The 22,993-nt window shown below is 66.6% G+C and carries 19 protein-coding genes; 9 read left to right on the top strand and 10 right to left on the bottom strand.

From position 1 onward, the window contains the following. Window positions 1-9 precede the first annotated feature (9 nt). The 3 genes from ligD to katE form a co-directional block, all read right to left on the bottom strand. Window positions 10-2,538 carry a DNA ligase D gene (gene ligD / locus RS899_RS11375; protein ID WP_315809959.1) on the bottom strand — a complete coding sequence of 843 codons (2,529 nt, stop codon included), beginning with the start codon at window positions 2,536-2,538 and terminating at the stop codon, window positions 10-12. A 3-nt stretch (window positions 2,539-2,541) separates the two neighbouring features. Continuing rightward, window positions 2,542-2,973: a phosphotransferase system, HPr-related protein gene (locus tag RS899_RS11370; RefSeq protein WP_233299771.1), complete on the bottom strand. Its 432-nt coding sequence runs from the start codon at window positions 2,971-2,973 to the stop codon at window positions 2,542-2,544. A 120-nt stretch (window positions 2,974-3,093) separates the two neighbouring features. Beyond that, the gene (katE, locus tag RS899_RS11365) at window positions 3,094-5,250 is read right to left on the bottom strand and encodes a catalase HPII (protein ID WP_315810427.1); all 2,157 of its coding nucleotides are present in this window, start codon (window positions 5,248-5,250) and stop codon (window positions 3,094-3,096) included. A 309-nt stretch (window positions 5,251-5,559) separates the two neighbouring features. Between katE and RS899_RS11360 the strand changes: the two genes are divergently transcribed. Further along, on the top strand, window positions 5,560-6,198 hold the full coding sequence (locus RS899_RS11360) for a hypothetical protein (protein ID WP_315809958.1): 639 nt from the start codon (window positions 5,560-5,562) through the stop codon (window positions 6,196-6,198). A 72-nt stretch (window positions 6,199-6,270) separates the two neighbouring features. Here RS899_RS11360 and RS899_RS11355 read toward each other — a convergent pair whose 3' ends face one another. The 6 genes from RS899_RS11355 to RS899_RS11330 all read right to left on the bottom strand — a co-directional run bounded on the left by RS899_RS11355 (window position 6,271) and on the right by RS899_RS11330 (window position 13,761). Further along, entirely contained in the window at window positions 6,271-7,998 is a 1,728-nt protein-coding gene (locus RS899_RS11355; RefSeq protein ID WP_315809957.1) for a SulP family inorganic anion transporter, read from the bottom strand. Between the two features lie 238 nt (window positions 7,999-8,236). Continuing rightward, window positions 8,237-9,070 (bottom strand): CoA ester lyase, encoded by an 834-nt coding sequence (locus RS899_RS11350; protein WP_315809956.1) that lies wholly within the window; start codon window positions 9,068-9,070, stop codon window positions 8,237-8,239. Window positions 9,071-9,084: 14 nt separating this feature from the next. Beyond that, window positions 9,085-10,275, bottom strand: coding sequence for a CaiB/BaiF CoA-transferase family protein (locus RS899_RS11345; protein WP_315809955.1), 1,191 nt, complete (start codon window positions 10,273-10,275; stop codon window positions 9,085-9,087). A gap of 79 nt (window positions 10,276-10,354) precedes the next feature. After that, window positions 10,355-11,704: an MmgE/PrpD family protein gene (locus tag RS899_RS11340; RefSeq protein ID WP_315809954.1), complete on the bottom strand. Its 1,350-nt coding sequence runs from the start codon at window positions 11,702-11,704 to the stop codon at window positions 10,355-10,357. A gap of 19 nt (window positions 11,705-11,723) precedes the next feature. Then, complete coding sequence (locus RS899_RS11335; RefSeq protein ID WP_315809953.1) at window positions 11,724-12,884, bottom strand: acyl-CoA dehydrogenase family protein; 1,161 nt, start codon at window positions 12,882-12,884, stop codon at window positions 11,724-11,726. Between the two features lie 49 nt (window positions 12,885-12,933). Beyond that, a complete protein-coding gene (locus RS899_RS11330) occupies window positions 12,934-13,761 on the bottom strand; it encodes an FAS1-like dehydratase domain-containing protein (protein ID WP_233299778.1) in 828 nt (275 codons plus the stop codon). A 135-nt stretch (window positions 13,762-13,896) separates the two neighbouring features. On the opposite strand from RS899_RS11330, the gene RS899_RS11325 reads away from it, so the two are divergent. The 3 genes from RS899_RS11325 (at window position 13,897) to map (ending at window position 15,883) form a co-directional block, all read left to right on the top strand. Further along, window positions 13,897-14,811, top strand: coding sequence for a LysR substrate-binding domain-containing protein (locus tag RS899_RS11325; protein ID WP_315809952.1), 915 nt, complete (start codon window positions 13,897-13,899; stop codon window positions 14,809-14,811). Window positions 14,812-14,906: 95 nt separating this feature from the next. Beyond that, window positions 14,907-15,116: a ParD-like family protein gene (locus RS899_RS11320; RefSeq protein WP_315809951.1), complete on the top strand. Its 210-nt coding sequence runs from the start codon at window positions 14,907-14,909 to the stop codon at window positions 15,114-15,116. Then, window positions 15,113-15,883 (top strand): type I methionyl aminopeptidase, encoded by a 771-nt coding sequence (gene map, locus RS899_RS11315; protein ID WP_233299785.1) that lies wholly within the window; start codon window positions 15,113-15,115, stop codon window positions 15,881-15,883. Before RS899_RS11320 ends, map begins: the two co-directional genes overlap by 4 nt. 8 nt (window positions 15,884-15,891) lie before the next feature. Here the strand turns inward: map and RS899_RS11310 are convergent, their stop codons facing one another. Next, a complete protein-coding gene (locus RS899_RS11310; RefSeq protein ID WP_315809950.1) occupies window positions 15,892-16,725 on the bottom strand; it encodes an oxidoreductase in 834 nt (277 codons plus the stop codon). A gap of 92 nt (window positions 16,726-16,817) precedes the next feature. Here RS899_RS11310 and RS899_RS11305 point away from each other — a divergent pair, with 92 nt between their 5' ends. The 5 genes from RS899_RS11305 (at window position 16,818) to RS899_RS11285 (ending at window position 22,985) form a co-directional block, all read left to right on the top strand. Beyond that, window positions 16,818-17,771 (top strand): AraC family transcriptional regulator, encoded by a 954-nt coding sequence (locus RS899_RS11305; RefSeq protein WP_315809949.1) that lies wholly within the window; start codon window positions 16,818-16,820, stop codon window positions 17,769-17,771. Window positions 17,772-17,955: 184 nt separating this feature from the next. After that, complete coding sequence (locus RS899_RS11300) at window positions 17,956-18,702, top strand: helix-turn-helix transcriptional regulator (protein ID WP_315809948.1); 747 nt, start codon at window positions 17,956-17,958, stop codon at window positions 18,700-18,702. A 113-nt stretch (window positions 18,703-18,815) separates the two neighbouring features. Next, the gene (locus RS899_RS11295) at window positions 18,816-20,303 is read left to right on the top strand and encodes a TolC family protein (protein ID WP_315809947.1); all 1,488 of its coding nucleotides are present in this window, start codon (window positions 18,816-18,818) and stop codon (window positions 20,301-20,303) included. Continuing rightward, window positions 20,300-21,460: an HlyD family secretion protein gene (locus tag RS899_RS11290; protein ID WP_315809946.1), complete on the top strand. Its 1,161-nt coding sequence runs from the start codon at window positions 20,300-20,302 to the stop codon at window positions 21,458-21,460. The genes RS899_RS11295 and RS899_RS11290 overlap by 4 nt, the downstream gene beginning before the upstream one ends. Then, window positions 21,450-22,985, top strand: coding sequence for an MDR family MFS transporter (locus tag RS899_RS11285; RefSeq protein ID WP_315809945.1), 1,536 nt, complete (start codon window positions 21,450-21,452; stop codon window positions 22,983-22,985). Before RS899_RS11290 ends, RS899_RS11285 begins: the two co-directional genes overlap by 11 nt. Window positions 22,986-22,993 lie beyond the last annotated feature (8 nt).

Below are 22,993 nucleotides of genomic sequence, written 5' to 3'. Positions count from 1 at the left end.
TTAACTTCCTCAGCCGTCCAGTTTGCCGCGCATCTTTGCGCTCAACCGTTGCCGGGTCTTCGCCCAGTCGGCCCAGGGGTCCGAAGCCGCCAGACGCTCGTCGATGTTGGCGAGTGTCCATTGGTGTGCCGACTTGAGCCTGGCAAGCTCATGACGGCTGATCGGCACCGAGACCGGCAGCCCCTCCCGTGCACGTACCGACCACACGCACACCGTGCTGGCGCCCCGGCTGTTGCGCAGGTAATCGATGAAGATCTTCCCGACACGGTTCTTCGGCCCCGATACGGCGCTGAAGCGGTCCGGCATCAGTTGGGCCATGTGTCGGCTGATGGCATGGGCGAAGTCCTTCACTTCATCCCAGCCATGGTGCCGCTGCAGCGGCACGAGGATATGCATGCCCTTGCCGCCGCTGGTCTTGAGGAAGGCCGTCAGGCCCAGTTCATCCAGCAATGTGAGGGTCAACTGGGTCGCCTCGATCATCCGCTGCCAGGGCAGCGCCGGATCGGGGTCGAGGTCCAGGACGAAGCGGTCGGGTTTCTCCAGGTCATCGAGTGCGGCGTTCCAGGTATGCAGCTCCAGCGCGCCCATCTGCGCGGCGCCCACCAGCGCCATGGCCGAGGCGATGCGCAGCAGCGGTGCGTGACCGGGGTCAAGCTGCGGGTCCAGTTGTTCGGCGCCGGGGATCCCGGTACGCGAGGCATGGCGCTGGAAGAACTGCTCGCCCGCTACACCATCGGGCGCCCGCACCAGGGACACCGGGCGGTCGGCCAGCCAGGGCAGCAGGTATTCCGCGGCTTTGTCGTAGTAGTGCGCCACATCGATCTTGCGCAGCTTGCTGGTGGGATCGACCACTCGCTCGGGATGGGTGACGGTCACGCCTTCCAGGACATTGCCGCTGTTCGAGCGCGCGGGTCTGGTGGAGCCGGCGCGGGCAGCCTTCTTCGGTTTTTCCTCGACTATCGCCTCAGCCGGCTTGTCACTGCGCAGACCGTGGAACACCGCCTGGCGCACCCTGCCTTCACGGGTGATCTCGGCGAAGGCAACTTCGCCCAGCAACTCCGGACGCAGCCAGGTCACGCCCTTGGCCTCGGCCCCCTTGGGCGGCTCCCGCAGCGGGCAGGTCTTGCGCTGCAGCGGCTGAAACTGCTGATGCAGTCTCTTCAAGCTGGCCGCGCTGAAACCGGTGCCCACCTTGCCGGCGTAGCGCAGCTCGCCATTCTCGTCGTGCAGCCCGAGCAGCAAGGCGCCGAAAGATGAGCGCGAGCCCTTGGGTTCGCTATAGCCGACGATCACGAACTCCTGCCGGCGCTTGCATTTGAGCTTGATCCAGTCGGAGGAGCGTTTCCCCGTATACAGGCTGCCCGCACGCTTGCCAATCAGCCCTTCCAGGCCGAGCCGGCAGGCGCTGTCGAGGATGCTGCGCGGGTCGTCGGTGAAGTCCTCGGAATAACGCAGGCGATCATCGCCATTGCCGCGCAGGACCTGTGCCAGCGCCTGGCGCCGCTGCTCCAGGGACTTGTTGCGGTAATCCTCGCCATCCAGCCAGAGCAGGTCGAACAACGTGTAGTGGATGGGCGCCGAGACCTCGGCGTCGAAGGCATTCTGCAGGCGCTGGAAGTCCGGGCGGCCCTCCTCGTCCATCACCAGTATCTCGCCGTCCAGCCAGGCGGACGTCACCGGCAATGCCGCCAGCGCCGCGCACAGTTCAGGCAGCTTCTTCGACCAGTCGTGGCCGTTGCGGGTCAGCAACTTGACCTGGTCGCCGTCGAGGCGGGCAAGCAGGCGGTAGCCATCGAGCTTGATCTCGTAGCGCCAGTCGCCTGCCGGTGGCGAGTCCACCAGAGTGGCGAGTTCGGGAGAAATGGCCGCCGGCAGGCTGGCCTTCCCCGCCGCTCTTTTCTTCGCAGGCTGCACCGACCCGGCGCGCTTTACCGAAGCCTGCTTGCGCTGCGCAACCTCGCTGGGCAATGCCTTTCCGGTGACGACGCTCAGCGGCTGCTCGGCGAGGATGTCGTAGCGCGGGTAGTCCCGTGCCTGGTCATCCCGCCCCTTGATCAGGAACCACTGCGGCTGCCGCCCGGCCATGCGGGTGCGGATCAGGTTCCAGCTGCCGGTGAGCTTGCTGCCCGCCAGGCGGAACTTGAGATGGCCGTTGCCGAGGCCTTCGTGGGGATCGCCAATGGGTATCCAGCGGCCCTCGTCCCAGACGATCACGTCGCCGGCACCGTAATGACCTTCCGGGATATGCCCTTCGAAGCCCGCGTAGTCCAGCGGATGATCCTCCACCTCGATGGCCAGGCGCTTCACGCTGGGGTCGAGGCAGGGGCCCTTGGGCACCGCCCAGCTCTTGAGCACGCCATCGAGTTCGAGGCGGAAGTCGTAATGCAGATGGCTGGCGTCGTGCTTCTGCACGACGAAGGCAGCCTCCCCTTCCCGGTCCGCCGGCGTTTCGCCCTGCGGCTCGGGAGTACCGCTGAAGTCGCGTTTGCGCGCGTATTCCTTCAGGGTGCTGTCCGTGACGGCTTTGGCCCCGGCCACGGATCACTGTTCCTCGTCGGGGTCCGAGGCGTCCCAGGGTTTGCCGTCCAGCGGGTGCACACGGCCTTCCTCTGCCTCGTCCAGCCCGCCGCCCGCGCCGATCTCGCTGCCGCGAACGATGCGCAGGTCGCGGTCTGCCGGCTTGCCGGACGGCGGATCGAGCGGGGACTCGGTCCCGTCCTCGTCGATCAGGGTTTCCGGTGCCAGGTCATCCATGCTGACACCATCCTCGACGGCGCTGTCGCCCAGCGTCTCGCCGCCGGTCATGCCCATCTCGCGGCGGCGCTGCGGTGGGAATTCGCGCTCCACCTCCTGCGGCGAGCGCTCGTCGCCAATGCGGCCTTCCGGCTGTTTCTCGAAGTCGAGTTCGCGCACGCTGCCCATGCGGTCCTCGGTATCGTCGATCTCGATGTGTTGCTGGCGTCGTTCAGTCATGGCGACTCTCCTACGGTTCTCGGACAAATGCTGTCGGCCGGTTGAGCCGAACCAGCGGCTGGAGTTCAGGTTGACTGCCCGGTGGGCACGGGGCGGCAGCATCGGCCGCCGCCCCTCCGCTCAGGCAGGGATCTTCCCGGCATGGGCCTCGCGGCCCCAGATGCGGTGCTGCAGCAAGGCCTTCTGCAACTTGCCGAACACTTCCTTGGCGGACTTGCCGTCGATCACCCCTTCATCCACCGGCAGGCCGAGCTGCGCCGGCAGCTTCCCGGCGTCGCCGGCGAATGCCAGCGGCTTGAGGTGCTTGTACGCCTCCAGCAGGTAGTGCAGCGCGCGGCCATCGCTACCGATGGCCTGCACGGATTTCGCGCCGCCGGGCACGAACACTGCGTCGAAAGCCACCGACGGCAGCCCGTCCCAGCTGGCATCGGGCACCAGCGCCGAACCCGTTTCGGACTTTACCGGCGCGGCACTGGGGCCGATCAGCTTGGCGCTCGCCCCCGCCTTTTTCAGCGCATCCTGCAAGCCCTTGACGTCGCTTTCGTTGACGCCATCGGCGACCAGGATCGCCACCTTGCGGGAGCGGATATCGCCGGCCAGCAGGTTCGCCTGGCTCAAGGCCGGCGATGGCTTGGGCTGCGGAGCCTTGGCCTTCCTGTTGGTGAGTTTCACCCCGATACGCTGGGCCACGCGCTCGGCCAGTTTCGGGCAGATATTGGCGAGAATCTGGTTGACCTCGCGCTCGCGAATCGCCATTCGCTCGACCTTCGACAGCTCGAACGCATAGGCCGAAACCACATGGCCCTGCTCCGCCTCGCTGAGGCTGTGGTAGAACAGCGCGGCCTGGGTGAAATGGTCGGCGAAGGAATCGGCCCGCACGCGGACCTTGGTGCCGGTCATGGTTTCCGGGTAGCTGGCGAAACCGCCCTGGCGCGCGGCGGGCGGGGTTTCCTTGGGCCAGCCGTTGTCGATGGAATTGGGTTCGTAGGCGGCTCGGCCCTTGTGCAGCATGTGCTGGTGCAGGCCGTCGCGCTGGTTGTTGTGGAACGGGCACAGCGGCTGGTTGATCGGGATCTGGTTGAAGTTCGGCCCGCCAAGGCGCGACAGCTGGGTGTCGGTATAGGAAAACAGCCGCCCCTGCAGCAGCGGGTCGTTGCTGAAATCGATGCCCGGCACCACATGGCCGGGGTGGAACGCCGCCTGCTCGGTTTCGGCGAAGAAGTTGTCCGGGTTGCGGTTCAGCACCATGCGGCCCAGCAACTTCACGGGGACAAGCTCCTCGGGCACCAGTTTGGTGGGATCGAGCAGGTCGAAATCGAACTTGTCCTGGTCCGCTTCGGCGATTACCTGCACGCCCAGCTCCCACTCGGGGTAGTCGCCGCTTTCGATGTCGTCCCACAGGGTGCGGCGGTGGAAGTCCGCGTCCTTGCCGGCCAGCTTCTGCGCCTCGTCCCAGACCAGCGAGCAGACGCCGGACTTCGGCCGCCAGTGGAACTTGACGAACACACTGTCGCCCGCCGCATTCACCAGGCGGAAGGTATGCACGCCAAAGCCCTGGATATGCCGCAGGGAAATCGGAATGGCGCGGTCCGACATGGCCCACATGACCATGTGCGCCGACTCCGGCGTCAGCGAGACGAAGTCCCAGAAGGTGTCGTGGGCCGAACCGCCGGTGGGAATCTCGTTGTGCGGCTCGGGCTTCACTGCGTGGACAAAGTCGGGAAACTTGATGGCGTCCTGGATGAAGAACACCGGCATGTTGTTGCCAACCAGGTCGTAGTTGCCCTCCTCGGTATAGAACTTCACCGCGAAGCCGCGCACATCGCGCACCGTGTCTGCCGAGCCACGCGGCCCCTGCACGGTGGAGAAGCGCACGAACACGGGCGTACGCAGGCCCGCCTTGCCGAGAAACGCCGCCTTGGTCAGCGGGCTCCAATCCTCGTAGCACTCGAAATAGCCATGGGCCGCAGCGCCCCGGGCATGCACGATGCGTTCGGGAATCCGCTCATGGTCGAAGTGGGTGATCTTCTCCCGCAGGATGAAGTCTTCCAGCAGCGAAGGTCCGCGTTCCCCTGCGCGCAGGCTGTTCTGGTTGTCGGCGATGCGCACGTTGGTATTGGTGGTGAGCGCCTCCCCCGTGGCGTCCTCGCGGTAAGGCTCCAGTTGCTCGATCTTCTCGTTGCGGTTGCTGCGGTCGGTGGTGTTGGTGCCAGCCAGATCGCTTCGCTTTACGGTGGGTTTCTTGGCCACGGCAGGGTTCTCCTCATCAGGATGCAGAATGGCGCCCTGTTGGGATGGACGTCGGCGCCGGGTTCTACCTGTTGGGACAGACCTCTGGCGCAGAGTTCAGATATTTGCCGAAGCAGGCCCGGCACCGCCCCTGATCGTTCCGGACGACTTCTTCGCCCGGTGTCGCCGCGATACGCAGCTATCCTGAGTCAGAAATGCCCGCCGCCAGGTCGCCGGGTGACAAGGAGACGCTTCTTGAATTGGACTCGGCTATTCATCGCATCCTGCCTGTCGCTGACATCTTTTCCGAGCGTTGCCGAAAATACGCAGGCCTTTCTCCAGGGGCGCGTTTACGAGTTGCGCCGTGATATCCAGCAACCCTCGTGCGTCGAGTGGCCGACCGGTCTTCCGGATGGCGTCTGGGGCAAGGGCGGTGAATACATTCCGGATGGCGACCTGCTGAGTACCGACGGCCAGGTACTGATCGCTTCTGCAATCTACAAACCGTCAGGCGTCAGGGTTTCGCACACGTTCTACAAGAGCCGGCAGGCCTGCCAGGCCGAGCTTGCCGGGCAGTCCGCGGATGTTGCGAAGGTCGCCACTGCAAGGGCTGGCGACCAGGGTTCCTATGTCGACAGGCTTCAGCGCGATTTTGGCAGCCGGTTGTACTTCAGCTCCGCCGAGGCCGAGGCCCTGGTGAAGAAGATCAACATCGACTGCAAGGCCCCGGACGGTCGCTACCTGCCCCTCTATAACGCACTGCTGGCCCGCCTGGATGAAGCCAGTACGCCCGAGGCCTGGATGGAGACCAGTGTGGTCAATACCGGCAAGAAGCTGCAGGTGTTCGACAGCGTCCGCCTCAAGAGCGGCAAGGAGCTGACTCCGCAATTGACCCTGGAGATCAACGAATTCGGCGGCTACCAGACTCACGGCGTTCGCAAGCAGGCGCTATCGAACGCGTGTTTTGGCACCTACGGCCCCATCTGGAAGCTCTAGATTCGCCACTGTCAGGGTGAGCCTTGGGCCCTGCTCCACCGTAGCCCTGGGCGCCGCCTGATCGACAGGCGCCTAGGGCTCCCAGTCCACGCCGGAGTCGGCCAGGTAGGCATCCACGGCGGCGCCCACCGTGGGATGGAATGCCGATTCGCCCAGGCCCTCGAACAGCTCGAACTGCTTCATCTTGTCCTTCACCGGGTCCTTCATCTCGGCGAACTGCAATTCCACCCCGCGTTGCTCCAGGATCTTGTCCAGCTCGGCGAGCATGTCGGCGGAGGTGATATCGATGCTGGTCACCGGGCTGGCCGCGATCACCAGGCGCTGCACGGGCGTGGGGGACTGGTTCAGCGCCGCCAGTACCTGGTTCTGGAACTGCTCGGCATTGGCGAAGAACAGCGGCGCATCCCAGCGCAGCAACACCAGGCCGGGAATGCGCCGCGCATTCGGGTAACGCGTTACGTCGTGATAACCACGCACGCCGTCCACCCTGCCCAGCACGGCATGGTGCGGTCGCCAGCCATCCCAGAGGAACTCGATCACCGCGATCGCCACGGCGATGCAGATGCCTGGAATGGCCCCGAATACCGCCACGCCGGCAAAGCAGCCCATGGACAGCCAGAACTCCCATTGTTGCAGGCGGAAGATGCGCTTGAGGTCGGTGAACTCGAACAACCCCAGGGCCGCGGCAATCACCACCGCAGCCAGGGCACTGGTGGGCAGGTGCTGCATCAGGTTGGGCGCCGCCAGCAGCAACAGGGTCACCGCCAGGGCACCGACGATGCCGGTGAGCTGGGTCTTTGCCCCCGCGGCCTCGGCGACCGGCGTACGCGAGGAGCTGCTGCTGATGGGGATGCCCTGGAACAGCCCGGATGCGAAGTTCGCCACGCCCAGGCCGAACATTTCCTGGTTGGGGTTAACCGGCGTCTTCAGCCTCGCCGCGTAGGTGCGCGACAGCACACTGGTGTCGGCGAATGACACCAGCGCCACGGCGATACCGCCCAGTAGCACTTCCACCAGGTCGATGCCGCTCACCCAGGGAAAAGCAAACCCTGGCAGCCCCTGGGGCAACTCGCCGAGCACCTTGACGCCGCGGCTGCCGAGGTCGAACAGGCTGACCGACAGGGTCGCCAGCACCACCGCGATGAGAATGCCCGGAAGGCGCCGGTAGCGCTTGAGTGCGAGGATCAACACCAGGCAGCCACCACCCACCGCGAAACTCGGCCAGTTGGCCTGCCCGCCCAGCAGCGCCCGGCCCAATGACCAGAGGTCCTGCAGCGGCCCCCGGCTCTCGACGGAAAGATCGAACAGCTTGGGCAACTGGCTGATCAACACCGTCAGGGCGATGCCGTTCATGTAGCCGTAGCGGATCGGCTTGGACAGCAGTTCGGTGATGAAGCCCAGGCGCAGCAGCCCCGCGACCATGCAGACCACGCCGGAGACCAGCGCCATCAGGCTGGCGATGGCAATGGCCCGCTGCGGATCGCCCGCCGCCTGCACCAGCACCACCGCAAGAATCGGCGCGGCCAGCGCGGAGTCCGGGCCAAGCACGAGGATGCGGCTCGGGCCGAACAGCGCATAGGCCAGCAAGGGAATGATGGTCGCGTACAGCCCGTAGATGCCCGGTACGCCGGAAGCCTCGGCGTAGGCGATGCCCACCGGCACCAGCATGGTGGTCAGCACCAGGCCGGCAGCCAGGTCCCTGGGCAGCCAGCTCGCCTGGTAGTTGCGCAGGGTGGCCAGCCCTGGCAGCCAACGTTGCCAGTCGAAGCGGGCGGATTGCCGTGGTGAGGTATCGGGCATGGGGTCGAAAGGCTCCGGGTCGCTACTGCGCAGGCCCGCGCATGGGAGCCTTGTGTCCCCTAGCCTAGATCAGCCACCTGTCCCTTGACGGTGCTCTCGGTCAAGACCGCAGTTTTGCGTTGCCGAGGCGTTTCGCGAAATCCGGCCGACCATGCAGGAGCGAGCTTGCTCGCGAACGATTGGCACCGGCGACCGGCGGAAAAGGTTCGCGAGCCAGCTCGCTCCTACAGACAGTCGTTCAACCGCCAGCGCTGGCCAGCAGTCGCCGGGCGCGGGCCAGCACCGGCGCGTCGACCATCTGCCCGTCGACCTGGAAGGCCGCCGCGCCGCCTTGCGAGGCCTCCACCACGCGCCGCGCCCAGTCCAGTTCGTCAGCGCCGGGGGCCAGCGCCGCATGGGCCACAGCGACCTGTCGGGGATGGATGCACAGGGCGCCGAGCAGGCCGAGGTCGCGACCATGCCGGATGGTCGCGGCGAACCCTTCGGCATCATCGAAGGCGGGGAACACGGTATCCAGCGGCGGCTGCAGGTCGTTCACCCGCGAATGCAGCAGCAGGCTCAGGCGTACCTGGTCGTAGACCACCGCGGCGGCCTGGGTGCCGCTGCTCATGCCGATATCCAGCGCCAGGTCGAGGCCGCCGAAGGTCAGGCGCTCGACGCCCTCGCAGGCGGCGATCTCCCCCAGCGCGAGCAGGCCGCGGGCGCTCTCGATCAGCGGCCACACCGGCTTGCCGGAGGAAGCGGCGATGCGCACCTGCATGGCACGTTCGGCCTTGGGCAGCAGGATGCCGGTGACGCCCGGCAGGCGCCCGCAAAGTTCGAGGTCGGCCGCCTGCTGCGGATCGCCAGCGGCGTTCACCCGTACCCGCACGCGCGCCTCCGGGTTGGCGTCGAGGAAGCTTTCGAGGTTTTCCCGCGCCTGGGCCTTGAGCGATGCCTCGACGGCGTCCTCGAAGTCGACGATCACTGCGTCGGCGCCGCTGGCCAAGGCCTTGGCGAAGCGCTCCGGGCGGCTGCCGGGAACGAACAACGCGGTCCGTACGATGGAATCCGCCGGGGTATCCTGAATCATTGGGCTCTCCTGGGTCATACCGCGCCCTGCTCGTGCAGGCGCTGGATATCACCGGGGGTATACCCCAGTTCCCGGAGCAGGTCATCCGTCTGTTCACCCAGCGCCGGCACGGCGTCCATGCGCGGGGCATAGGCGTTGCTGTTCACCGGCGGCAACAGCGCCGGCAGGCGGCCGGCCGGGCTGTCGATCTCGCGCCAGCGGTCACGGGCCGCCAGTTGCGGGTGCTGCCAGAGGCCGCGCATGTCGTTGACGTGGGCATTGGCGATCTGCGCCTGTTTCAGGCGTTCGACCACCTGCTCGGCGCCCAGGGCCGAGAAGGCCTCGACTATCGATTCGCGCAGGGCATCGCGGTTGGCCACGCGCAGGCTGGTCGCGGTGAAACGCGGGTCGGTTGCCAGCTCCGGGCGCTGCAGGACGATCTCGCAGAACAGTTTCCACTCGCGCTCGTTCTGCACGCCGAGCATCACACTGCCGCCATCGCCGGTGGGGAACGGCCCGTAGGGGTAGATGGTGGCGTGGGCGGCGCCGGCACGCGGCGGCTGCGACTGGCCTTCGAAGGCGTAGTACATGGGGAAGCCCATCCACTCGGCCATGCCTTCGAGCATCGACACCTCGACGCGGCTGCCCTCGCCGGTCCTGCCACGCAGCAGCAGGGCCGAAAGGATGCCGCTGTAGGCGTACATGCCGGCGGAGATATCGGCGATCGAGCACCCGGCCTTGGCCATCGCGTCGGCGCCGGGGCCGCCGGTGACCGAGAGGAAGCCGCTTTCGCTCTGGATCAGCAGGTCATAGGCCTTCTTCTGCTCGTAGGGGCCGCCTTCGCCGTAACCGGAAATATCGCAGACGATCAGCCGCGGGAAGCGCTCGTGCAGCGCTTCGAACGACAAGCCCAGGCGCGCAGCGGCGCCGGGGGCAAGGTTCTGCACCAGCACGTCGGCCTGCTCCAGCAACTGCTCCAGCACGGCCTGCGCCGGCTCCTGCTTGAGGTCCAGCGACAGGCTTTCCTTGGACCGGTTGGTCCAGACGAAATGCGAGGCCAGGCCGCGCACGCGCTCGTCGTAGCCGCGGGCGAAGTCGCCGACGCCGGGGCGCTCGATCTTGATCACGCGGGCGCCGAGGTCGGCCAACTGGCGGGTGCAGAACGGTGCGGCGATGGCGTGTTCCAGGCTGACGACGGTAATCCCGTCGAGGGGACGCGAACTCATGGGCAACTCCAGACGCCGGCCGGGTGGCCGACGCTATGATTCGGTGGGATCGGGCGGCCTAGCCGCCCGCGAGTCTGTTTCAGTGGAAGTCGTCGAGGTTCGACAGCTGGTGCAGCCGCCAGCTGGCCTGCACCAGCCGATCCGCTTCGGCGCTGCCGCGCTGGCCGGCGAAGGCCAGCAGGCGGCGGAACTTGTCTTCCAGCTCGGCACGGCTCAAGCCATTGTCCGGATCGCCCTTGGGCTCGTCGATGGCGCCGTGCAGCTGGCGACCGTCGGTGGTGAGCACGTCGACGCGGCCCAGCCAGCGTTGCGGGTAGGCGCCGTCCACTTCCGCATCGAGCTGCATGGCGACCTTCTCGCGGAAGGCCGCGACGTTTGGATCCTTCAGGGAAAACTCCTCGAACTCCACCAGCCCGGCCTTGCCATGCACGGCGATCAGGCCCAGCACGGTGCCCATGGAGAATTTCGCCTGGTGCACCGTCTGCGGCACCACCACGCGGCCGAGCACATCGATGGCGCCCTGGTGCACGCGGGTGGTGACCGTGGCGATATCGCCGTGCGCCAGCCCTTCGCGCTGCATCAGGCCGAGCAGCGCGTCGGCGGCAGGATGGGTATGGCGGCAGGAGGCGTGGAACTTGTAGGAGGTCTCGCACAGTGCCCAGCGGGTGCCCAGGCCGTCCACCAGACGGCTCGGGTCGGCGTCGCTGGACATGCCGGCCGCCATGCCCTGCTCGCCTTCGAGAATGTTCTGCGCGCCGGTCAGGCCGTCGGCCGTCAGGTAGGCAGCGAGCAGGCCATCGGCAGCCGCCTTCGCGGTGTGCAGCTGCTTGGAATCGGCAGCGTCGCGCAGGAATTCCCAGAGGCCTGCGGCCTGGGTCCCGGCGCTGCCCAGGCAGTTGACGAACTGGCGGCTGTCCAGCCCCAGCAGCTTGCCCACCGCCACCGCAGCGGCCAGGGTGCCGACCGTGGCGGTGGTGTGGAAGATGCGGTAGTGCGAGCGACCGAGGAACTCGCCGATGCGGATGCCCGCCTCGTAGCCGGCGACGCTGGCGAGGATCAGCTCGCGGCCGGACTTGCCCAGTTCCTGCGCGGCCGCCAGGGCCGCCGGGAAGACCACGGTGGCCGGGTGCAGCACGGAGCTGTTGTGCAGGTCGTCCTGTTCCACCAGGTGCGAACTGGCGCCGTTGACCAGCGCGGCGAAGTACGCGGAAGTCGAGCTGCCGTCCACCAGCACGCGGCTCTTCCCGGTTGCCGGGCCCATGCGCTGGGCATAGCGCTGGAACAGCGGGATCGGGTGGCGGTTCTGGCTGGCCAGGGCCGAGCCGAGCCAGTCGAGGAAAAGTTCTTCGGTGTACTCGACCACTGCCGCGGGCAGGTCTTCGTAACGCAGGCCGGCAAGGAATTCGGCCAGGGCGTGGGTATTGTTCATCGCTTGTCGTCCCGGTTCGTCAGAAGGAGCGCGGCAGTTCGAGCAGGTGCTCGGCCACGTAGGACAGGATCAGGTTGGTGGAGATCGGCGCCACCTGGTACAGGCGCGTCTCGCGGAACTTGCGCTCGACGTCGTACTCGTTGGCGAAGCCGAAACCGCCGTGGGTCTGCAGGCAGGCGTTGGCAGCCTCCCAGCTGGCCTTGGCCGCCAGGTACTTGGCCATGTTGGCGGCGGCGCCGGCGTTCTTGCCGTTGTCGTACTCCTCGCAGGCGCGCCAGCGCATCAGGTCGGCGGCCTCGATCTCGATGTGCGCCTCGGCGATGGGGAACTGCACGCCCTGGTTCTGCCCGATCGGGCGGCCGAACACCACGCGGTCACGGGCGTACTGCGCGGACTTCTCGGTGAACCAGCGGCCATCGCCGATGCACTCGGCGGCAATCAGCGTGCGTTCGGCATTGAGGCCGTCGAGGATGTACTTGAAGCCCTTGCCCTCCTCGCCAATCAGGTTGCCGGCGGGGATTTCCAGGTTGTCGAAGAACAGCTCGTTGGTCTCGTGGTTGACCATGTTGGCAATCGGCTGCACGGTCAGGCCGTTGCCGATGGCCTCGCGCAGGTCGACGATAAAGATCGACATGCCTTCGGACTTCTTCTTCACCTCGGCCAGCGGCGTGGTGCGGGCCAGCAGGATCATCAGGTCGGAATGCTGGACGCGCGAGATCCATACCTTCTGGCCATTGATCACGTACTTGTCGCCCTTGCGCACGGCAGTGGTCTTGATCTTGGTGGTGTCGGTGCCGGTGGTGGGTTCGGTGACGCCCATGGACTGCAGGCGCAGTTCGCCGTTGGCGAGCTTGGGCAGGTAGTAGGCCTTCTGCTCGGCGCTGCCGTTCCGCAGCAGGGTGAACATGTTGTACATCTGCCCGTGGATGGTGCCGGAGTTGCCGCCGCAGCGGTTCACCTCCTCCAGGATCACCGAGGCCTCGGCCAGCCCCAGACCCGAGCCGCCGTACTCTTCCGGGATCATCGCGGAGAGCCAGCCGGCTTCGGTCATGGCGCGGACGAAGTCCTCGGGGAAGCCTTTCTCTTCATCGATCCGGCGCCAGTACTCGGCGGGGAACTCCGCACACAGGGCGCGCACGCCTTCACGGATGGCCTGGAGTTCTTCGGGGGTGGAAGTCATCGAATCACCTTTGCTCTTTTCTTGTTGGGAGGGCACCGCAGGGGTGCGATCAGTCGAATTCCACTTCGCCGCGCTGGGCGATGCCGGCACCGTTGCCAGCCCAGACTTCGGCCTTGCCGGGGCCGCTCAGGCGGCCGCCGACTGCGAAAGGTTCGGGGCTGATCAGCGGGCGCAAGCCACGGTAGGCGTAACGGCGCAGGCGTGCTTCGGGGTTGGCGCGGCAGAACGCGCGCAGGTTAAGGGTGCCGATCAGCGGGCCGTGCACCACCAGGCCGGGGTAGCCCTCGGCTTCGGTGACGTAGGGCCAGTCGTAGTGGATGCGGTGGCCGTTGAAGGTCAGCGCGGAATAGCGGAACAGCAGGATCGGTGTCGGCTCGACGGCCTCGCTCCAGTCGCCGGCCGGCAGCGCGTCGCCGCTGGAGAGCCGGGGCGGCGTCGGTTCGCGGTAGACGATGTCCTGTTCCTCGCTGAAGGCCAGGCGGCCGTCCTGGTGGAATTCATGGCGCAGGGTGACGAACAGCAGCGAGCCGGTGCGGCCGTGCTTTTCCTCGACATTGAGGATGGTCGTGGTGCGCTTCGCCAGCCCGCCGACGCGCAGCGGCTCATGGAACTCCAGGCGGCCGCCAGCCCACATGCGGTTGCGCCCATCGGCCGGCGGCAGGAAGCCACCGCGCGCCGGATGGCCATCGGCGCCCAGGCCGGGTTCGACCACCTCGTCCTGGAAGAACATCCAGTGCCACAGCGGCGGCAGCGCATCGCCCGCGGCCGGTACGTCTTCCGCGAGGGTCACGGCCAGACGGCGGACCAGCACGGCACTCAATTCTTCCTCGCGTTCCTGGGAACGGCCGATCCAGTCGGCGTACGGCGAATCGCTCATGGGTGACCTCTTGGCAGAGTGGATGAGCCGAGGATGCAACAGGGGCTTGCGTTCGGCGAATCCACATTTTCATAATCCAGCGTTAAGCAGAAACGAACGCCACTCCCATCCCCAAGCCTAGCGGGAACCCGTTGCATGCATTTCGATCTCGCCGACCTGCGTCTCTTCATCCATATCGCCGAAGCCCCCAGCCTCACCCAGGGCGCGCGCCGTGCCCATCTTTCCGCCGCGGCCGCCAGCGCGCGGATCAAGGCATTGGAGGGGCAACTCGACTGCCGACTGCTATATCGGGACAACCGCGGGGTCGAGCTGACTCCTGCCGGGGAGCGCCTACTGCAGCACGCACGGCTGATCCTGCGCCAGGTGGACCATCTGAAAAGCGACTTCAGCGGCCAGGCCGGCGACCAGGTCGGGCACATCCGCATCTTCGCCAACACCACCGCGTGTACCGAGTTTCTCCCCGAGCTGCTGGCGGACTTCCTCGCCGAACGCCCCGGCGTCAGTGTCGACCTGCAGGAACGGCTGAACCGCGACATTGTCCGCGCCATCCTCGATGGCTCGGCGGACCTGGGCATAGTCGCCGGCCCGGTACGTGCCGAGGGCCTGCAGATCGTCCACTTCAGCACCGACCGGCTGGTGCTGGCCGTGGCCCCGGACCACCCGCTGTGCGCCCTGCCCCGCCTGACCCTGGCCGATACCCTGGACTACGCGCACATCGGCCTGCACGAAGGCAGCACCCTGCAGAGCTTCCTGCGCGAGCGGGTGGACCGCATGGGTGGCGAGCTCAACCTGCGCATCCAGGTAGCCAGCTTCGAGGCGATCTGCCGGATGGTCGAGGCCGGTGTCGGCATCGGCGTCATCCCGGAAACGGCCGCCGTGCGCCACAGCCGCACCATGAACCTGCGAATACTGTCGCTGGACGAGCCCTGGGTGGTCCGCGAGCGCAGCGTGCTGCTGCGCGACCGCGAGGCCCTGCCCGCCTGCGCGCGCGCACTGGTCGACCTGTTGCGGGATCTGCAGGACGACACCACGGTTCAGCCGTCTCGCTGAATGCAGAGTGGCGAAGCTCTTTTGCATTAGCCCGGCAGGCGCAATATGATTTCAATATGTTTTGTAATACTTCATATAGCCGGAGTTAGACCTGTATGGGCATCATCAACCTGGACGACGACCTACATGACCAGCTGCGCCGCGCCAGCTCCGTCGCCTGCCGTTCGATCAACGCGCAGGCGGCCTTCTGGATCAAGATCGGCATGCTCTGCGAGCTGGAGCCGACCCTCAGCTTCAACGAGATCCTCACCCGCGAATTGCAGGAGGCCGGGGTGAAGTACCCGGCCACGGCAGGCGCGAAATGATCAAGAGCGACGCGGAACTGGCGCTGATGGCCGAGTCCGGCAGGCTGCTGGCGAAGGTTTTCGGCTTCGTCGACGGCCTGCCGCTGGAAGGCATGACGACGCTGGAAGTGAACGACCGGGTCGAGCGCTACATCGTCGACGAACTGCAGGCGCGGCCGGCCAGCAAGGGCCAGTACGGCTTCGCCTACGTACTCAATTCCTCGCGCAACCAGGTGGTCTGCCACGGTGTTCCCTCCGAGGCGGATCGCCTGCAGGACGGCGACATCGTCAACTTCGACATCACCCTGGAGAAGAACGGCTTCATCGCCGACTCCAGCAAAACCTACCTGATCGGCAAGGTTTCGCCTGCTGCAAAGCGCCTGGTGGACATCACCTACGAAGCCATGTGGAAAGGCATCCGCGCGGTGAAGCCCGGCGCCCGCCTGGGCGACGTGGGCCACGCCATCGAGCGGCACGCCCGGCAGCACGGCTACAGCGTGGTCGAGGACTATTGCGGCCACGGCATCGGTCGCGAGATGCACGAGCCGCCGCAGGTACTGCATGTCGGCCGTCCGCGCACCGGGCAGATCCTCAAGCAAGGCATGGTCTTCACCATCGAGCCCATGCTCAACGAGGGACTTTCGGGCGTGAAAACCCTGAAGGACGAGTGGACCGTGGTGACCCTCGACGGCAAGCTCTCCGCACAGTTCGAACACACCGTGGCGGTGACCGCCACGGGCTTCGAAGTGCTCACGCTGCGCCCCGAGGAACGCAACGCCAGGCACTGACCTGCGTCTCAGCCGTCGGTGGATCGGGTGAGCGCCTCCCAGCGGGTGAACTCCTCGTCCAGCGCTGCAAGCTTCTGCCGCACCACGCCCAGCGCATCGCTGCCCAGCAGGAGGTGGCGTGGCGGCTCTGGTGCCTCGATGGCTGCCAGCATCGCCTGCGCGGCCTTCACCGGGTCACCTGGCTGCTTGCCGCTCTTTTCCTGCCGCGCCTGGCGTACCGGGTCGAACAGTGCGTCGTAATCGGCAATCGAGCGAGGGCTGCGGACCATGGAGCGCCCCGCCCAATCGGTGCGGAAGGACCCTGGTGCCACCGCCGTGACCACGATGCCGAAGCCTTCGACCTCCTTGCCCAGCGCGTCGCTGATGCCCTCCAGGGCAAACTTGCTGCCGCAGTAGTAGGCGATCCCCGGCATCGTGATGTAGCCGCCCATGGACGTGATGTTGAGGATGTGGCCGCGACGCCGCTGGCGCAGGTACGGCAGTACCGCCCTGATCATCGCCACGGCGCCGAAGACGTTCACCTCGAACTGCCGGCGCATCGCTTCCAGCGGCGATTCCTCGAGGATGCCCTCGTGGCCGTAGCCGGCGCTGTTCACCAGCACATCCAGCGGGCCGACGCTGGCCTCGATCTCTGCGACCAGGCCCGGAATGGCATCGAAATCGGTCACGTCGAGCAGGCGCCCGAAGATTTGCCCGGGTGCCAGGGCTTCAAGTTCGGCGCGGGCCTGTTCATTGCGCACCGTGCCGACCACACGGTGCCCGGCGGCGAGCGCCTCACGGGCCAGTGCGAGGCCGAAGCCACTGCTGGCGCCGGTGATCAGCAGGTTCTTGCGAGGTGACATGGGGTGACTCCGTTGCTGGGGAATTGAGTGCACAATACTCAGCGTCACCGCCATTTCGCAGACCTCAAACTCTGACTTTATTGCCTGATTCTATGAAGACGGAAATCGAAGCAAGCTGCCCCGAGCAGGCACGCATGGCCGCCCTGCTCGCCGCACTGGCGCCCCATGAGGGCTACAACCTCACCGCGCTGCCCGGCGTGCGGCTGCTGCGCTCGAATCGTCCGCTGGCGCGCACCCCGGTGCTCTACGACCCCGGCATCGTAATCGTCTGCCAGGGCTGCAAGCGCGGCTATTTCGGCGAGGAGATCTACCTCTACGACGAGCAGCACTACCTCGCCGTCGCCGTGCCCGTGCCGTTCACCATGGAAACCGACGCCACGCCGGAGCACCCGCTCCTGGCCATCTACCTGCACCTGGACTTCCAGCTTGCCGCCGAGCTGATGTTGCAGATCGAGCAGATGGGCCACTCTCCCACCACGGACGCGCCGCGCAGCCTGTTCTCCAGCCCGATGGCCCCGGCGCTGAAGCAGTCGGTGCTGCGTTTGCTCGAAGCGTTGGGCGAGCCGCTGGAAGCGGCAATCCTCGCGCCGGCGCTGCTGCGCGAGCTGTATTTCCGCGTGCTCACTGGCGCCCAGGGCAATGCCATGCGCGCGGCGCTGGCCATGCGCGGCCGCTTCGGCAATATCGCCAGGGCTCTGCAGCGCATCCATACGAGCTACGCGCACCCCATCGACCTGCCGCAACTGGCGAGCGAAGCCGGTATGAGCGTTCCGTCATTCCATAGCCACCTCAAGGCCGTCACGCGCACATCGCCCATGCAGTACCTCAAGTGCACGCGGCTGCACCAGGCTCGGCTGCTGATCGTGCGCCAGGGCATGACGGCGCAGGCGGCGAGCCTGGCCGTCGGTTATGCCAGTGCGTCGCAGTTCAACCGCGAATTCAAGCGCCTGTTCGGCCGAACGCCATTGGCAGAGGCCGAGCGCATGCGGGAAAACTTTGCGATTCCCCCCGCGCAGGAAGCGTCGGGTTATGTCTCCTCTCACTGAAAAGAGAAAAACTTTACGAAGACGCCAAGCACCTGCTGATTTTTGATGATTTATTGCGCCTTAATTATTGTCTCGACAATACAACGCCAAATTATGCCGGATAGCCTCATTTAGAATGCTGACTCAACCAGGAGTCCCGCATGACGCCGCTCGATACCCCCAACCGCCGCGCAGGTCAGCCAGCATGACCTGCGCCATGTCCCTCGAAGCGCTGGCCTACGACCACCAGGATGGCGAGGAAATCCTGCCCCACTGCCACACCCAGGCACAGCTGATCCACTCGATTTCCGGCGTGATGCTGGTCGGCGCTGCGCAGAAGAACTGGGTGGTGCCGCCTGGCCACGCACTCTGGGTGCCGCCGGGCACCGAGCACCAGATCCGCATGTTCGGCAGCGTGCGGATGCGCACCCTGTTCATGCCCGCTTCGAGCTGGCCCTGGGGCGGCCAGCACTGCCAGCTGATCGCCGTGACGCCCCTGCTGCGGGAGCTGCTGGTGGCCGCCAGTGCCGTGCAGGCCAGCGAGGGCAACGAGCACCGCCGCCGTTGCCTGCACGAACTGCTGCTGGTGGAAATGGACGCGGCGCAGACGGTCGGCATTCACCTCGCCATGCCAAGGGACGCGCGCCTGCTGCGGTTGTGCAACGCGGTGATCGGCGCACCGGCGGATGAAACCGGCATGGAGGACTGGGCGCAGCGGCTGAACATGAGCAGCCGTACCCTCGCCCGTCTGTTCCAGCGCGAGCTGGGAATGAACTTCGGCGATTGGCGCACCCGCGTGCGCATGGTACTCAGCCTGCAACGGCTGATCGCCGGCGCCTCGGTACTGGAAGTGGCCCTGGAGCACGGCTACCAGAGCCCGAGCGCCTTCTCCCAGACCTTCAAGCGCATCCTCGGGCAATCGCCCAGCCATTATCAGGCGGCCAGTTGCTGAGCCTGGGCGCAGGCCGGTTGTCATTTTCGCGAGGCTGGTTGTCGGTCGTGCGAGAGAGCTGCACCGACTGAATCCCTAACCTGCGGGAGTCCGAAACCAAGTGACTCCCCGACATGCCCATACCTGCATTCAACCCGCGACATTCGCTGCTCGTACTGGCCGGCGCCGGCCTGCTGCTGAGTGGCTGTTCGGCGGTCAGTGATCATCAAGCGCCCACTTCCCGGCTTTCACCCGGCGCCGACTGGCAAACGCTCGCCACCGGTACCAACCCGCAGGAGCCGCCCGCCCGCTGGTGGCGGCTGTACCAGGACCCGCAGCTGGACCAACTGGTAACCCGAGCCCTGCAACACAACCAGGACCTGCAGGCGTCCCTGGCCCGTGTCGATGAGCTGATGGCCTTGCTGGGGCAGGCGCGGGCGCAGCGCTGGCCGAGTACCACGGCGAGCTGGCAAACCTTCTACGGCCGCACCAGCGATGATCAAACCGAAGCCAAGGCCAGCGGCGGCCGAGCCGGTTCGCAGTGGAACCATGTGCCGGGGTTCGCGCTGGACTACCAGCTCGACCTCTGGGGCCAGGTGCGCCAGTCGATCCTCGCCGCCCAGGCCAACGCCGAGGCGGCGCAAGCAGCCCATGACCAACTGCGAGTGAACGTCGCCGCCGGTACCGCCCGTGCCTATGCCAATGCCTGCGCCTATGCCGCGCGCGCCAGCATCCAGCAGCACTCGATCGCGACCGTGGCGCGCAGCCTCGATCTCACGGTCCGCCAGCGCCGCGCCGGGCTGGTCACCGACCTGGAGGTCGACCGCGTGCGCAGCCTGCTGGAGGAAACCCGTGCCCAGCTGCCACGCCTGCAGGCCGAACACCAGGCCGCGCTGGAAGAGCTCAGCGTGCTCACCGGCAGCGAGCCGGGACAGTTGCCCGCTGCTGTCACCGACTGCCGCAGCGTGCCTCGCTTGAGTCAGGCGCTTCCGGTCGGCGATGGCTGGTCGCTGCTGCAGCGCCGCCCGGACATTCGCGCCGCCGAGCGCGCACTGGCGGCCGCCGGGCATGAAGTCGGCGTGTGTCAGGCCGACTTCTATCCGAGCGTGTCCTTCGGTGCATCGATCACCGCTTCCGCCGAGCGCATGCACGACCTCGGCGATCACGAGGCGATCACTTATGCGGTCGGGCCGCTGATCAGCTGGAGCTTTCCCAACCTGCTCACCACCCGCGCCCGCCTCGAGGGGGCTCAGGCCCACGAGCGCCAGCAACTCGCACGCTTCCAGCAGCAGGTATTGGTGGCACTCAAGGACGTTCGCCAGAGCCTGGCGCGCTACAGCGGCGAGACCGGCCATCGCGAGGCACTCGGCAGTGCGCTGGATAGCAGCCGCAACGCCTTCCGCCTGGCGCAGGTGAATTACCAGGCCGGCGCCCTCGACTTCCTCGATGTGCTCGACAGCGAACGCGCCATGGTCCGTCTCGAAGCGGACAAGGCCGAGGCCGACCGGCAACTGGTCGAGCGCCAGATCGAACTCTTCCATGCCCTCGGCGGCGGCTGGCAGGACATGCCCGCCAATCAGCTTGCCGAACATTCCACCACTGCCAAGGGACCCGCGCGATGAACATTGCCGTCGATGACCAACAAGCCGAATCTGCCGAACGGGCGGCCCAGGTCGACAGGAAGCGAAACCAGCGCCGCCTGCTGTGGCTTGGCGGCGGCGCCCTCGTCGTTGCCGCGCTGGGCTACGGCCTGTACTGGGCCAGTGTCGGCCGCTACCTGGAGGAAACGGATGACGCCTATGTGCGCGCCGACTGGATCACCATCAGCCCGAAGGTTTCCGGCTACGTTGCCGAGGTGCTGGTGGATGACAACCAGAAGGTTGCCGCCGGCACCCCCCTGGTGCGCATCCAGCCTCGCGATTACCAGGCTCGCCTGCTGCAGGCTCAGGCGCGGCAGGCCGAGGCTCGGGCCGCCATCTCCGCACAACAGGCTGCGCTGGTGACACTCGACGCGCAGTTGAAGGAGCAGCAGGCGCTGATCGACCAGGCCGCTGCCGATGTCGACAGCACCCGTGCCGAACGCCAGCGCGCGCAACTGGACTTCCAGCGCTACCGCGACCTGGTCGCCCAGCAGGCCGCCAGCAGCCAGCGCCTGGAGAGCGTCACCGCCGACTTTGCCCGTGCGCGCTCAGCCGTCAGCCGTGCAGAGGCCGCTGCCAGCCGCCAGCGCACGCGCCTGGGCGTGCTCCAGGCCAGCCGCGATCAGGCCTTGGCGCTGCTCGCCCAGCAGCAGGCACGTGCCGCCGAGGCCGATGCCAGCCTGACCCTGGCCGAGCACGAAGAGGAAGACACGCTGATCCGCGCGCCCATCGCCGGCGTGGTCGGCCAGCGCCGGGTTCGCCAGCGCCAGTACGTCACGCCCGGCCTGCCGTTGCTGGCACTGGTGCCGGTGGAACAGTCCTATGTGGTGGCCAACTACAAGGAGACCCAGTTGCGCCGGATGCGTCCCGGCCAGCCGGTGGAGGTACGCGTAGACAGTTTCCCCCAGGTGGTTTTGCACGGCCGGGTGGACAGCTTCTCGCCGGGCTCGGGGGCGCTCTTCGCCCTGTTGCCGCCGGACAACGCCACCGGCAACTTCACCAAGATCGTCCAGCGTTTCCCGGTGAAGATCGCGCTCGCTGCCGACGCCCGCCAGCAGGTACCGATCCTGCCCGGCATGTCGGTGATCGCCGAAGTGGATACGCGCCAGGACAGTGAGGCCGGCCGGCATGACCAGTGAGGCGGAAAAGACTTCGCTGAAGGCCTGGGTAGCGGTCATCGGCGGACTGTTCGGCTGCTTCATGGCCGGCATGAACGTCCACGTCACCAGCGCCGCCCTGCCGGAAATCGAGGGTTCGCTCGGCGCGACCTTCGAGGAAGGCTCGTGGATCTCCACCGCCTACCTGGTCGCGGAGATCGTGATGATCCCGCTCACCGCCTGGCTGGTGCAGGTTTTCTCGCTGCGCCGGGTGATGCTGGTCGGCTCCGGCATCTTCCTGGCGGCCTCGGTAGCCTGCTCGTTCGCACCCAACCTCGCGAGCATGATCAGCATTCGGGTGATCCAGGGCGCGGCGGGGGCGGTGCTGATTCCGCTGTCCTTCCAGTTGATCATCACCGAACTGCCGGCTTCGCGGATGGCCATGGGCATGGCGCTGTTCAGCCTGTCGAACAGCGTTGCGCAGGCCGCCGGGCCCTCCATCGGCGGCTGGCTCACCGATGCCTACAGCTGGCGCTGGATCTTCTACCTGCAACTGATCCCCGGCGTGCTCCTGCTCGCTGCCGTGGCCTGGGCCATCGCCCCGCAGCCCATGCAGTTGCAGAAGCTGCGCCAGGGCGACTGGCTGGGCATCGCCAGCATGATCGTCGGCCTGGGGGCGATCCAGATCGTGCTGGAGGAAGGCGGCCGCAAGGACTGGTTCGGCTCCGAGTTCATCGTCTGGATGCTGGCCATCGGCGTCATCGCCCTGCTGCTGTTCATCCATACGCAGTTGTTCGGCCGGCGCTCGTTCATCAACCTGCGCCTGCTGGCAGGCTACAACTTCGGCGTGGCCAGCGCGGCGATGTTCATCTTCGGCGCGGCGACCTTCGGTCTGGTGTTCCTGGTGCCGAACTATCTGTCGCAACTGCATGGCTACAACGCCCGCGAGATCGGTGTCAGCCTGATCGCCTACGGCCTCGTGCAACTGGTCCTGGCACCGCTGATGCCGCGCCTGATGCGCTGGCTGAACCCCAAGCTGATGGTCGCCAGCGGCTTCGCCATCATGGCCCTGGGGTGCTACCTGGGGGTCTACCTGGACGCCGACAGCGCTGCCAACGTGATCATCCCGTCGACCGTGGTGCGTGGCATCGGCCAGCCCTTCATCATGGTGGCGTTGTCGGTGCTGGCGGTGTCCGGCCTGTCGAAGCAGGAAGCCGGCTCGGCCTCGGCGCTGTTCTCGATGCTGCGCAACCTGGGGGGCGCGGTCGGCACGGCGGCACTGACGCAGATCGTCTCGCAACGCGAGCGCTTCCATTCCGAACGTATCGGCGAACAGCTGGATGTCTTCTCGCCGGCTCTGCAGGAGCGCCTGCAGAACGAACCCGGCAGCGCCTTCGTCATCAACGAATGGCTGCCGACGCAAGCCGAAACCCTCGCCCGCCTCGCCGCGCACGTCCGCCATGAAGCCTTTCTCATGGCCTATGGTGATGCCTTCTATCTCTCTTTCATCGCCCTGCTGGCCTGCGCGATTGCCGCGTTGGCACTGCGCGGCAACAAGACTTCCTGAGGAGCCTG

This window comes from Pseudomonas sp. C9-3 (assembly GCF_032392015.1).
Lineage (GTDB): Bacteria > Pseudomonadota > Gammaproteobacteria > Pseudomonadales > Pseudomonadaceae > Pseudomonas > Pseudomonas nitroreducens.
Note: the sequence above shows the minus strand (reverse complement) of the source record. Positions and strands in the feature narration are given on the sequence as shown.

Bases quoted from the DNA above. Each gene is read 5' to 3' on its own strand.
- RS899_RS11295 (WP_315809947.1), top strand. From the start codon at position 18,816: ATGCCCATACCTGCATTCAACCCGCGACATTCGCTGCTCGTACTGGCC.
- RS899_RS11310 (WP_315809950.1), bottom strand. From the start codon at position 16,725: ATGTCACCTCGCAAGAACCTGCTGATCACCGGCGCCAGCAGTGGCTTC.
- RS899_RS11320 (WP_315809951.1), top strand. From the start codon at position 14,907: ATGGGCATCATCAACCTGGACGACGACCTACATGACCAGCTGCGCCGC.
- RS899_RS11300 (WP_315809948.1), top strand. From the start codon at position 17,956: ATGACCTGCGCCATGTCCCTCGAAGCGCTGGCCTACGACCACCAGGAT.
- RS899_RS11330 (WP_233299778.1), bottom strand. From the start codon at position 13,761: ATGAGCGATTCGCCGTACGCCGACTGGATCGGCCGTTCCCAGGAACGC.
- RS899_RS11335 (WP_315809953.1), bottom strand. From the start codon at position 12,884: ATGACTTCCACCCCCGAAGAACTCCAGGCCATCCGTGAAGGCGTGCGC.
- RS899_RS11370 (WP_233299771.1), bottom strand. From the start codon at position 2,973: ATGACTGAACGACGCCAGCAACACATCGAGATCGACGATACCGAGGAC.
- RS899_RS11290 (WP_315809946.1), top strand. From the start codon at position 20,300: ATGAACATTGCCGTCGATGACCAACAAGCCGAATCTGCCGAACGGGCG.
- RS899_RS11340 (WP_315809954.1), bottom strand. From the start codon at position 11,704: ATGAACAATACCCACGCCCTGGCCGAATTCCTTGCCGGCCTGCGTTAC.
- RS899_RS11350 (WP_315809956.1), bottom strand. From the start codon at position 9,070: ATGATTCAGGATACCCCGGCGGATTCCATCGTACGGACCGCGTTGTTC.
- RS899_RS11285 (WP_315809945.1), top strand. From the start codon at position 21,450: ATGACCAGTGAGGCGGAAAAGACTTCGCTGAAGGCCTGGGTAGCGGTC.
- RS899_RS11305 (WP_315809949.1), top strand. From the start codon at position 16,818: ATGAAGACGGAAATCGAAGCAAGCTGCCCCGAGCAGGCACGCATGGCC.
- RS899_RS11355 (WP_315809957.1), bottom strand. From the start codon at position 7,998: ATGCCCGATACCTCACCACGGCAATCCGCCCGCTTCGACTGGCAACGT.
- RS899_RS11325 (WP_315809952.1), top strand. From the start codon at position 13,897: ATGCATTTCGATCTCGCCGACCTGCGTCTCTTCATCCATATCGCCGAA.
- map (WP_233299785.1), top strand. From the start codon at position 15,113: ATGATCAAGAGCGACGCGGAACTGGCGCTGATGGCCGAGTCCGGCAGG.
- RS899_RS11345 (WP_315809955.1), bottom strand. From the start codon at position 10,275: ATGAGTTCGCGTCCCCTCGACGGGATTACCGTCGTCAGCCTGGAACAC.